Annotated in this window: 7 protein-coding genes and 3 pseudogenes; 4 read left to right on the plus strand and 6 right to left on the minus strand. The window is 55.4% G+C overall.

The window, feature by feature from the left end; all coding sequences use genetic code 11:
* Nucleotides 1-923 precede the first annotated feature (923 nt).
* On the plus strand, nt 924-1172 hold the full coding sequence (locus BN2475_RS30415) for a hypothetical protein (protein ID WP_094783101.1): 249 nt from the start codon (nt 924-926) through the stop codon (nt 1170-1172).
* 205 nt (nt 1173-1377) lie between these two features.
* Here BN2475_RS30415 and BN2475_RS30420 read toward each other — a convergent pair whose 3' ends face one another.
* Nucleotides 1378-1587, minus strand: coding sequence for a hypothetical protein (locus tag BN2475_RS30420; protein ID WP_094783102.1), 210 nt, complete (start codon nt 1585-1587; stop codon nt 1378-1380).
* A 53-nt stretch (nt 1588-1640) separates the two neighbouring features.
* Here BN2475_RS30420 and BN2475_RS36650 point away from each other — a divergent pair, with 53 nt between their 5' ends.
* Complete coding sequence (locus tag BN2475_RS36650) at nt 1641-1955, plus strand: zinc ribbon domain-containing protein (protein ID WP_094783103.1); 315 nt, start codon at nt 1641-1643, stop codon at nt 1953-1955.
* A 404-nt stretch (nt 1956-2359) separates the two neighbouring features.
* Here BN2475_RS36650 and BN2475_RS30430 read toward each other — a convergent pair whose 3' ends face one another.
* Nucleotides 2360-3340, minus strand: a complete 981-nt coding sequence (locus BN2475_RS30430; RefSeq protein WP_094783107.1) for a ParB/RepB/Spo0J family partition protein — start codon at nt 3338-3340, stop codon at nt 2360-2362.
* A complete protein-coding gene (locus BN2475_RS30435) occupies nt 3337-4545 on the minus strand; it encodes a ParA family protein (RefSeq protein ID WP_094783104.1) in 1209 nt (402 codons plus the stop codon). Before BN2475_RS30435 ends, BN2475_RS30430 begins: the two co-directional genes overlap by 4 nt.
* An 838-nt stretch (nt 4546-5383) precedes the next feature.
* Here BN2475_RS30435 and BN2475_RS30440 point away from each other — a divergent pair.
* Complete coding sequence (locus tag BN2475_RS30440; RefSeq protein ID WP_094783105.1) at nt 5384-6763, plus strand: replication initiation protein; 1380 nt, start codon at nt 5384-5386, stop codon at nt 6761-6763.
* Between the two features lie 449 nt (nt 6764-7212).
* On the opposite strand, the pseudogene BN2475_RS30445 reads toward BN2475_RS30440, so the two are convergent.
* The 3 genes and pseudogenes from BN2475_RS30445 to BN2475_RS34435 form a co-directional block, all read right to left on the minus strand.
* Nucleotides 7213-7446: pseudogene (locus BN2475_RS30445) on the minus strand (IS6 family transposase); the annotation flags it as partial.
* A 52-nt stretch (nt 7447-7498) separates the two neighbouring features.
* Nucleotides 7499-9589 (minus strand): hypothetical protein, encoded by a 2091-nt coding sequence (locus tag BN2475_RS30450; protein ID WP_143325981.1) that lies wholly within the window; start codon nt 9587-9589, stop codon nt 7499-7501.
* Between the two features lie 761 nt (nt 9590-10350).
* Nucleotides 10351-10497 (minus strand): annotated as a pseudogene (locus BN2475_RS34435) (IS5/IS1182 family transposase); the annotation flags it as partial.
* Nucleotides 10498-10568: 71 nt separating this feature from the next.
* On the opposite strand from BN2475_RS34435, the pseudogene BN2475_RS30455 reads away from it, so the two are divergent.
* Nucleotides 10569-10830: pseudogene (locus BN2475_RS30455) on the plus strand (IS6 family transposase); the annotation flags it as partial.

Here is a 10830-nt window from a genome sequence, read left to right on the forward strand (position 1 = left end):
AAACCCGCAACCAGTTGTTACAAATTACGTAGCGTCCGATACGAATTATCGAAATGATGCGACATGGTCCACGCAATACCTTGCTCATACAGTTTGCGCTGCGCAGGAATACCTCCCTTCCGTGAAACAATTCGGACGCATTGCGCTCAATCGCCAGTCGCATAAGGCTCGTGGCTTATCGAGATTTGCTATAGGAGTGTTTCACGGGGACACTTCATCTCGGCAGCTCAACTCGGGCATTCGCAGCTTTCAGTAAAGGGAAAATGATGCAGCTATCTATTCAGGATTCTTCGTTTCGCCTTCGCGGCCATAGCATGCCTCCGTGGTAGACGATTTGTCGCGCCGCTAGGCCCCTCTCTGCGCGCCCGCGTTGGCTGACGGTTAGTTGCGTTAATTCAGCACTTCCGTTGTTTGCCCGCTATGGATTCGCAGTTGAACTCGCGTTTTGCAGAGAAGGGACGCGCCGCGCTACGCAACTCCATTAGCGCTGCGAAATGGCATCTGGGCGCAGGGCTGACCACACTCGTAGCGCCGGAAAGGCGGAGTACAGATTTGTGGCATTGGTCGATTGCGCAGTAAGTGTTAACGCAAAAGGCGCAGATGCGCACGCCTGACTAGGGCGTTTAAGATCTTCGGGCTTGTAGGTGGCACGGGGCGCGACAGGTACCGGAATGGCATGGGCATAAGGTCTCGCGGTCACATCCCGCCTGCTGCCACTCGCGCGGTGTACCGCATTGGTTGCTGTTTTCCTACTGCCTGCGCCGTCCGCCATGATGACGTGCAATAAATCGGCGACGTTCGTCTCACCCGAATAGCATTCAAGTTCGAAGGCAGTAATTGGCTGTGAAGTTGCCACGAAGTGTGTCTGATTAGACAACGCAGAAAACCTGGCTAAGTCAAGAGGCGGAGCGACGGATGGATCGGTGTATCCCACCGACATCGAGGCTATCGACCACCATCGTCTGCGCTATGGCCACAGCAGCTATGCCTGCAACGAGTTGTCGCTCAAAATCTTCCAGCGAGAGCGGCGATTCGCTTCGGGCATCGACCTTCAGCGCTACCTCAACGGCGGCTCCAAGGAAGGGCTCATCATCGGCTCTGCGGTGTTCCAGCAGATTGCCGACGAATATGCGACCCGTCGCCGGCAGCACCCCAAGATAAAGCTGTCGTGACGAGTGGTGGTGCCCGTCGCCCGTTGGGCTGGATCCCCTTCAAAGCCAGATTGGTGGTCTGGCGTAACGGTCAGGCGCATTTCCACGGATTGCATCTTGCGGTCTGGGACAGTATGGTCTCGCTCGCTACGAGCTCGGCGCGGGATGCATCTCTGGAGGCAGTCGAGGACGTTGGAATCTCAGTGACGGTCAAGGTCAAATGCGCCTAGGCCAACGCCGCAAAGCGAATCTCGGTATCGACCTCGGCCTCAAGGCCTTCGTCGAAGTCTCGGATGAAGCCCTTGGTAACGTCGATGCCCAGCAGCTCTACCGAGATCTCGAGCCCAAGCCGGCGATAGCGCAGCGGGCTCGAAAGAAGGCTCGTGCTAAGGCGATCCACGCAAAGATCGCGAACCGAAGGAAGGACTTTCTGCATCAACTCAGGACCTGACACTCGTCCACGAACACGGTGCGATTTTTGTTGGCGACATGAACGCTCAGGCTCTGGCCCGCGGTCCGCACATCAAGTCGGTGTTGAATGGAGGCTGGGCGGCGCTCCAAACCATGTTGCAGTACGAATGCGCTGACGCAGGCGTATGGCTCGATGAAGTCGATGAAGCGGTTTCCTCCCAAACCTGTTCGTGTCGCGAAAGCCGCTCGGGGTCGAAAGGTGTTGCAGGACGTGGAATAGAAGCGTGGACGTGCAGCCATTGTGGAACGACCCGAGATCGTGACCGCATTGCTGCTCGCAAAATTCTCGCGGCCGGACGTGGCCGTCCCGCAGGAGAAATCCCCGTCCTTTAGGGATCCTTTAGGGCAGGGAGGACGTCAAGAAAAGTCCGATACTCAGACGTCAACCGAGCTTCGGACGGATTCCCAACTCCCTCTAGGAGAATTCCGAAAGCGCGCAGCGAATCTTCTCCCGGTTTTCGGAAGGGCACGTCGTTTTCGGGTTTTGCCGGTACGCGGAATATTCTGTGCCTGAGTGTCTCCATTGGAGCCACTCCTCTCAAGTAACGAAGTTGCAAGGACAGTGTCTCCAATGGAGACACTCAGTCCGCGACGAAGATATCCGTCAGACGGCGATGCCCGCGGGCGCGGAGCAGCGCCAAGATCGCGTGGCCGATTGAATCAGGGAGGGGTCGCAATTTGTACGTGTCTCCATTGGAGACATAAAAAAGCCCGAATTGATCGGGCTTGAACAGATGCTAGTCAGAAGAAACGTCGTCCGAAAATAGCTGCGCGATGAGTGCCCTAATTTGATTTTCCTTATCTGCAGTGAGCAGCCCAGCCTTGATCTTGACGGTAAAACCGACGGCGTCCTTAGTAATCGATCCGGCTTGGCTCTTACCCGCAAAAATCTTCTCGATGCTGCGGTCGCTGACGCTTCCAGTGAATCCGCCGTCGCTCTCAACTTCTTGCTTAATCGTTCTAGCCAGCTTCGTTTGATCCAGATCGCCGGCCACGACTTTTACCCAAAGATTCTGGGCAATCTCGAACGCGCGCGCGTCCTGCTCACGGAGGGCAGACACCACATCTTGCGCAGCGTGCGCGCCAAGCAGGCGCGGCTGGATATCCAAATCCTTGATCACGAAATCGGGCAAATCGCCAAAAGCGAGGTAACGGTAAAGTTCCGAACGCGATATGCCCAATGCTTCTGCCATGCGCTTCCGGTTCGGGAACTCCCTTTCCGTCCTGCGCACAGACCGCGAGATCTCGTAGTCGGACAAATCCTCACGCGCCACGTTTTCCACTAGGGCCAACATCGCCATCTCTTCGTCCGAGAGATCGATGATGACAACCTTGATCGTGTCCTTCCCGATCATCTTATGCGCGCGCCAACGCCTCTCACCGGCAATGATCTGGTAGCCGGCCGCCGCGCGACGAACGACAATCGGTTGAACCAGACCGGCCTCACGGATCGACTCAGCGAGTTGCGTGAGCTTCGCTTCATTAAACAACTGTCGTGGTTGCCACGGGTTTGGAACGATATTCGAGACCAGCACTTCTGACGGCGCCCCTGTCTTCTCCAGTTCAATGATGCGCTGCTGCGCGACCGCCAAGGCTCCCGCCATGCCCGGTGCTGTGCGCGGGCTCGCGGCTTTGTCCTGCTGAGGGTCGAGCTTAATGTCCTTCGCCGCCCGAACCTCCGCGGTCTTGCTCATCATGCGCTCACGCAGACTGCTCATTGCCCGGCCCTCCATTGCGCCACATATTGGTCATCGATCCACTTGCAGTAGTCCATCAACGGTTGCTTCACCCGCGCCAATGTCTTCGCCACAGCATCAGCGCGCGACAGATCGAATACGGTCGAAAATGCTAGGGCGCCATTGCTCATAACGGAACTGGCGGGAACCTCTGTCGCGTGAAGCCAGTCGCCATAGGCACGCTGCGACCAAGAACGCACCACCGGCGCCGATGACGTGTTGCCGTAGTCAACCCTCGACAAGAGGACCGAGATGAAATCGTAGGTCTTATCGAGTTCGTGTTCCACGAAGCCATGCGCGACCTCGGCGAACAGCGACCAAAATGACACCGACGAGATGAAGTCCAGGCTCTCCGGCACCAGTGGCATCACCATTGAGTCCGCCGCCATCAGGCCATTAAGAGTCATGTAGGACAGAGACGGCGCTGTGTCGAGGATGATGTAATCGTATTGCGCCCGAAGCGGTTCGATTCCTTTGCGTAGTACCGACCAGAACTCGAACCCGGGGCTAGTCTGCTGTGCCGTCGGGAGGTGAAACTCCGCGTCGTGCAGGTAATTGTGAGCCGGGATCACATCGAGCCCGTCCCAGTATGTACTCTGCACCTTCGAAGCGAGCCCCCCTTCTATGTTCGGGTCATAAATGAATGGGAGCACAGTGTCTTCCCACGTCACATCCTTCTCGGCATACAACCCACACAGTTCCGACAGAGACGCCTGGGGATCCAGATCGATAACCAATACCTTGCGACCGCGTAGGCTCAAGCCCTGCCCAATGCACATCGTCGTCGTAGTCTTACATGAGCCGCCCTTGAAGTTGGCTGTGATCAATACGCGACCTCGATGCTCACGCGTGCCGGTAACAAGCGGAGTCTGGTAAATGTCAGATACTTGCTGCACCCAGGTTCGCGCGTCTTTCAATGAGAAAATTCGCGCTCTTCCGGTACCATGAGTCTCGCCGGGCGGCAGATCGCCACCTTCCTTAGTCGCCAAATAATTGATCTTCTGACGATCGATCCCGCACATCTCCGACAGTTCACCGATCGTAAAGACGGGCGGCGTCTTCCGCGGTCGCGGCGCTAGGATTTGATCACGCAGTTCGTTCGCCATCACCGACAGGCGCTCTGCGAACTCCCCGAGGTTGGAGAGCTTTACGCTTCGGTCAATCCCAGGCAACTCACTCAAATTCATTGGGACGGTTCCTCATTTTTGGTCGACAGTGAGCTGATTTCTCCACGCTTACCGTCCGTTTACACGGTTTTAGGCTGCATCTATGCCGAACCGTAGAATACTAGCCAGACCGCCGAATAGCTATCGGAATCGTGCGCAAAGCCGCATTCCGATGTTTACCCACAACAAACTCCATAGATTCAAGCATTTGCAACAACTCGGCACCGCATCCACGAGCAAGATCCGGAGAAGCCGACGGACCGATTTCCACGTTTCGAACGTAGACGTAACACAGAACACCTCACCTTACACGCCCGAAAGCCGCGCTCATTGGCAGTTCGTTCTGCCTGTGCACAATTCGCCTCACCTTTCCGTCCGCCCTTGAGAGCTCTATTGCACTGAGCTTCGTGTTCGCGAAAACTGGGGAGGAACGGCCCCGTGCATCTGCCCGCTTGAAAAGCCATCCAGCACCACGGCCGTATGTGGTTAAGCAGCATTCCGCAATTTCTGGCGCGCAGTTGTTAGTGTTTTATTAAAAGCAAAACCAACCAACAACTAACGTAGATTCCGAACTCTATAAAAATCAGCAGGTTAGCGCCGCAAGGTGAGGTGTTCTGTGTCAAAGGTGATGTTGATTGAGAACAAAAGTGAGCTGTTTACCACGGAAAGGTGAGACGAATGGGTTGCCAAGGTGAAGTATTTGGGCGGCAAAGGTGAGGCGAAATGTGAATGACCGGCGCGATGGTGAGACGTTCTGTGTTGACCGACAGGCTAAGGTGAGGTGATCTGTGTTGACAGGGCACCTTGCCGTCGGTACCGTACCGGTCCAAATCATCTTGAACAACGTGCGGGAGGCCAAATGGCGATCGCAGGGCAGGTGGCCACGTCAAGCCAACTGGCACTGGCTTTGTTCGACGACGCGAATGCCGAGGACTTGCCCGTCGAGACCGCTCGCTCCGATATCGGTTTCGCCCGAAAGAATGTCCTGATCCGCATTGTTGATTTGGGCGTGGCGGCTCGACGTCTGATCGACGCGGCGTATTTCATCGTTGCGCAGGAAGAACGGGGTCGTGACCTGTTCGACGTGGAGTTGGACTATTTCAAGTGGCTCATGCGCTATTCGAGCCGCAACAACACGCACCTTGAGCAGGTCATTACCGAGGCGCAAAGGGCTCTGATCCAGGCGACTGCCGCGGCGGATGCCGACGGAGAGAAACCCTTTGGTTCCGTCCAGTTGATCGGTCGTATCTCCTACGCGGGTGGGCGTTTCCAGTTCCGCGTCCCGCCTGATCTTATTGGGATAATACGTGGCCCAGGTAAGTCGCATTGGTTGAGTCTGCGCATCACCTCGCTCTTCACTCTCAATTACGCGCGTGTGATGTACGACCACTTGCTCCCCTACGCCGACGAGGGCGAAACAGACTGGCTTACGCTCGACGAACTGCGCTCATGGCAAGGCGCGATGGGTGCCAAGGCGCAGGAGTTCAAGTACTTCAAACGCGACTGGCTCGCACCGGCCGTGGGGCAGATCAATGAGGTCTCCGACCTGACACTCTCATACGAGACTCGCAATGAGCCCGGGTCTCGCAAGATCGGGCGCCTGAGATTTCGCATTGAGCGCAAAGAGATGGCGGAGCGTGTACTGCATACGCATGAACAAGCCCAGGCGATCTACCAAACCTTAAAGCAGGAGTTTGGCCTCTCCAGCGCACAGCTCAACCAGATTGCGGCGGAGCGCGATACCTACACGGACGAACGCTTGGAACAGGCGATCGAGCGCACACGTTTCAGCCTGAAAATTGGCAAGGTATCAAAGAGCCCGGCCGGATTCTTTATGAAGGCGTTGAAGGAAGGGTGGATCGTTTCCGACGCTGAGCGCAAAATGATTGAGGTTCAGGAAAACCTTGCTCTCACCGAACAACGCGAGGTCGAGGTTAAAGAACACGTTAAGACGCGGATGGCGTTGCGGATCGCCGCCCAAGATGTGGATGCGCATGACCGCAGAGTCGAAGAAATCCAGCGCGGATGGGAAGCTTATGAAGCCGCGGCGCCTCGGCTGCGAGAGGACTGGCGACGGACCTACAAGGTCACCCCGGCAGGCAAACTCACGTTGCGTCGACTGGGCATCGATCCAACGAGCGATTTGGCCGAGCCCACGATCCAAAAGTACCCCGACTTGAAAGACGGATTCGCGGGCTACGTGTTCAGCAAGACCAAATCTGGCAAGACCAAAGATTAATATGTCTGACGGCGCCGAATTGATTTTGGCTCTTCCACACTTCGTGTGCATGGAGCTGTTGTTTGGCAGCTGAGAATGCGGGTGCGAGACTTAAGCTGGCACCGCCGTACTGGAAAAGTGAACTAATGTAGGACCCCGAATTATTGGTCCCATCATTGAGCAACATGCCGCTTGGCACTTTCGCGCAACGTGTGGAAGAACCGGAATTCGATCGGCGTTGACATCACGAAATTAAACACCTTCTCTATTTCGTCGAGACGAGGGAGCAGTTTCGCTATGTCCGGGGAATCGATTCTAATGTACCGACCGTTACGTCCGGGGGAGATACGGAACGATACGGAAGGGTGGTCTGACTGAGCCCCGGCTGCCAGAGCCTTTAGAAGTTGCGCCACCGGAAGGTCTGGCCTTACTCCAATGAGTCCCGCATGCCTACGCAACTTTTCAAATCCATGCCATGTGGTGCTGGATGTGCGGCGAGCCGCTTTGACCCGCCGTGCAAAGCCCGCGCCAAATTTGTCGCACCAGCGTCGAATTGTTTCGTAGCTGACCACGACGCCGCGTTCGAACAGCAGCTCCTCAACGTCGCGCAGGCTCAACTGAAACCGGTAGTACCAGCGCACGGCACAACTGATGACGATCGCGGGGAAGCGATGGCCGCGATAAAGCGATTTGATGTTCTGCATCGCCAGATCTTACCCGACTCAGTCAGCAACGTGACAATTCCAATCGCGGCGCTTATTGCGACGCTGCCTCTTTCATTCTCCACCGTGACAGCGCCGGAACAGGCGATCTCTCAGGGCTGCCGGCACTGACGGCCTTCTCTTTTAATCGGCGCCACAGTTTCTCATCGACCTGGCCCCGGTGGATGGTTGGGTCAGTGTTTCCCAGAGCCCGTTGATACCTCTCCCACTGCTTCCCGAGATTCTTTTGAGTCTTGGTTTTAACGTGAATGGCGTTGAAATCACTCAGTTCTAGTGTCAGGCATCCATCGGCCGTCACCGTGCGACGCGTATGTACGTGAACGAACAAGGGCGCGGCGTTATCGCCGTCAGAAATTGGATGAGGTTGAACGCACAATTCGAATACCGTACCTTGATTGTCTTGGTCGGAACTAGAAGGAAGCTTCTTCGGCATTTGTACCAGAGCGACCTCGTCTAAGTCGAATAGGCGGTGCAGATGTCTGGCTTTAGGGTAGAGATACTGTTTGATCAAATCTGCCTCTTGCTGATTCATGCAAGCCTCGATGTGAGCCAGAAGGCCTTTTCGCTGCGCCACCTTATTGGCACACGCCGCGATCTGGGGACTCTGGGGTAGTGCAGCGAGCATTCTAAGGGCGCGCTCTAGGTCGGTGACACGACCGAACCATGATGCGACCGAATCGCGGATTATGCTAGCAATGTCCAGCGGGTCGCTTTCATTTCGCTTTATGGTGTCGATCGTGCTGGTATCACACCCGGCCCGACGAGCAAGCGCGAGCAAGTCGTTAGCGGAGTAACGTACGACGTCTGGCGGCAATCGTTTGCTCTTGTCTAGGAGAGCTGAAACCTGCTTGAGGATTTCCGAGTGCTCGGCCGTGTCCGCGGAGCGCACCCGCCCGACCTCGTGGCGCTGGGGAGGAGTACGGCGGTGCGATCGACGACGCGGTGGAACCGTTTCAACGCCTGATACTTCTTGTGCATCGGTCGCGCCTTGCAGTCCCGCCGCATGCGACGACTCCCCTGTGTCGTTTTGCGAGCGTTTGACCATTGGCAGAACTATAGCTTGCAGAGGCGACGTAAAATCGCCAAGTCGCTCGGCAAAGCGCAATACTTCATTCCATTTCCCAGAATCTTCCGATCTCCAGTTTTCCGAAGCAGTTTGTGCGAGGTGGTTAGCGGCTATATCCAGAAGCTTAAGTGCGCCGAGTATTTCACATAATATATGTGCTTTCTTTTTTGAGGCTTCTTGTGCGTTATTTTTCGCCTTAGTCTCGTTGTATTTTTCAAATAAGTCGAACACTGCCTTGGATCTTAATGCAATGGTTCCGAGCGATTGTCGGACATCGACTGGCCACGCAAATGTGTGAAGATAGAAGTTGTTTAATGAGACAACCAATCTTGCCACCGGCGCCAACAATTCTAACGCCCCGGAAATGAGCATAGGGTAACCAATTTCGACCTCTTCATACGCTTGGCGGGAAACACCTGATCTAGCAACTTTTGCTACTGAATCCGCGAACAATTCGAGTTGCTGGCGGTTGGCATTCAATTCGTCCAGCGCACTCATAAATTCAGCCAACGAGTGGCGAATCTTTATCAATTCGTCCCCATTCTTCTCGGGAAGGTCCTTTAAAGTTGGGCGCAAACAATTGAGATCATTTCGAAATCTAAATAGTTCCTTCCACATAGAATCTAGGAGCTCCGAAGCCACCTTGAGGCCGTTGATTATCGAGCGGTTTCTTCGTTCTACGTTGACTGATGAAGCGTGAGCAATCGACATTGCATTTTTTGCGTCGCCAAATGCGTCTGCCATAAACCGATATTTTCTTCGAGGTTCATCGGAGAACCGGGGAGCTAGTTCAAGTGCTATTTCAAGTCGGCCGCAAAGCCAGTTCAGGTCATCAGCGGATTTCGCAGTCGGGCGTGCTGCGCGCTGGAAACGACTGGCACGCCGATGCCGGTCCGGATCAGGATATTGCGTCGCCGGTGACGATCTCGAGCCGGTGTCGTGACGCGTCTGCGGTGGAGAGTGGTCGGGAAACAGCGCCGCTTGCAGCGGATCAGCCGGCTGCGACACAGGCGGAGGGTCGGGACGGGACAGTTCGTTGGAGTAAGGTGACGTCGCCATGCTATTATCGATTCGGTTCCGGGACATTTTCAGTTCACGATGATGTTGTCAAGTGTCCAAACGGCTCTGGTGCAAATGGCCGTTCAGGGGAAAGCACTTCACATAGATTGGATACCTTACCAATCGAAAAGGACAGCATTCCATGCGGAAATCCCAACGGTGTCAAGGATTCCGAACGAGCCATTTCGAAGTCGATGCATCGACTCAATGCCAGAAATCGTTATTGCGGTATTTATGAACCATTTAACCCTTTGGGATTAACCGTAACGCGCCGGGCAGGCCGGACTGAAACAATGAGCAGCCCCAGCAGTTGCTGATTCTAATCCTACGCCGGGCCCAGTTGATCGAGATGCTAACAGCCGAACAGATCCGGCTGTTTTCGACAATCTTTCTGCGTTCGAAGGAACTTTGGTGCAAGTAACCCTGCTACGCTTCGTGCCCGACATCGCTGGTCGGCCTTGTCCCGTTAACGTCGATAGCGGGAGCTACCAAGGGCATTGCCATGACAAAGGCGGTCGCCACACCGTGCGTCGCAGTTCAAAGGGCCAATCCCCTGGTCGAAGCGGGTTGTGATGATGATGGCGACGTTTAACAGAGTTTCATTTTACACCGAGCCGTTACCGGCTCCGCATCTCGGGGTAGGGAACGGTTGATGGAAAAACCGGTTTAATCGCAACGGACTGCTCGTTGAGTTAGACAGAAATTCAAGCGGCTTTCAGGTCGCACATGCGCTTTCATCCCGAATTGTCGCGATCGGGACGGGGTCGTCCGGTCTTGCCGGCGGTATAGCTCGGCTCGCTCAGCGAAATCAGCCTCGACCATCGGGCAATGCGCCGCATTTTGCCGAAAAATTCCCGCTTGCGCGTACGCTTCGTCGACAGATCCGGATCAAGACGAAGTTGAGTCATTGGGACTCTCGTGATCCGACGTTCCTACGAGGAATTGTCACGTTGCTGACTGAGTCGGGTAAGATCTGGCGATGCAGAACATCAAATCGCTTTATCGCGGCCATCGCTTCCCCGCGATCGTCATCAGTTGTGCCGTGCGCTGGTACTACCGGTTTCAGTTGAGCCTGCGCGACGTCGAGGAGCTGCTGTTCGAACGCGGCGTCGTGGTCAGTTATGAAACGATCCGACGTTGGTGCGACAAGTTCGACGCGTGCTTTGCACGGCGGGTCAAAGCGGCTCGCCGCACATCCAGCACCACATGGCATCTGGACGAGGGTGCGTCACGAACACAGG

The sequence above is a fragment of the Paraburkholderia ribeironis genome (assembly GCF_900019265.1).
Lineage (GTDB): Bacteria > Pseudomonadota > Gammaproteobacteria > Burkholderiales > Burkholderiaceae > Paraburkholderia > Paraburkholderia ribeironis.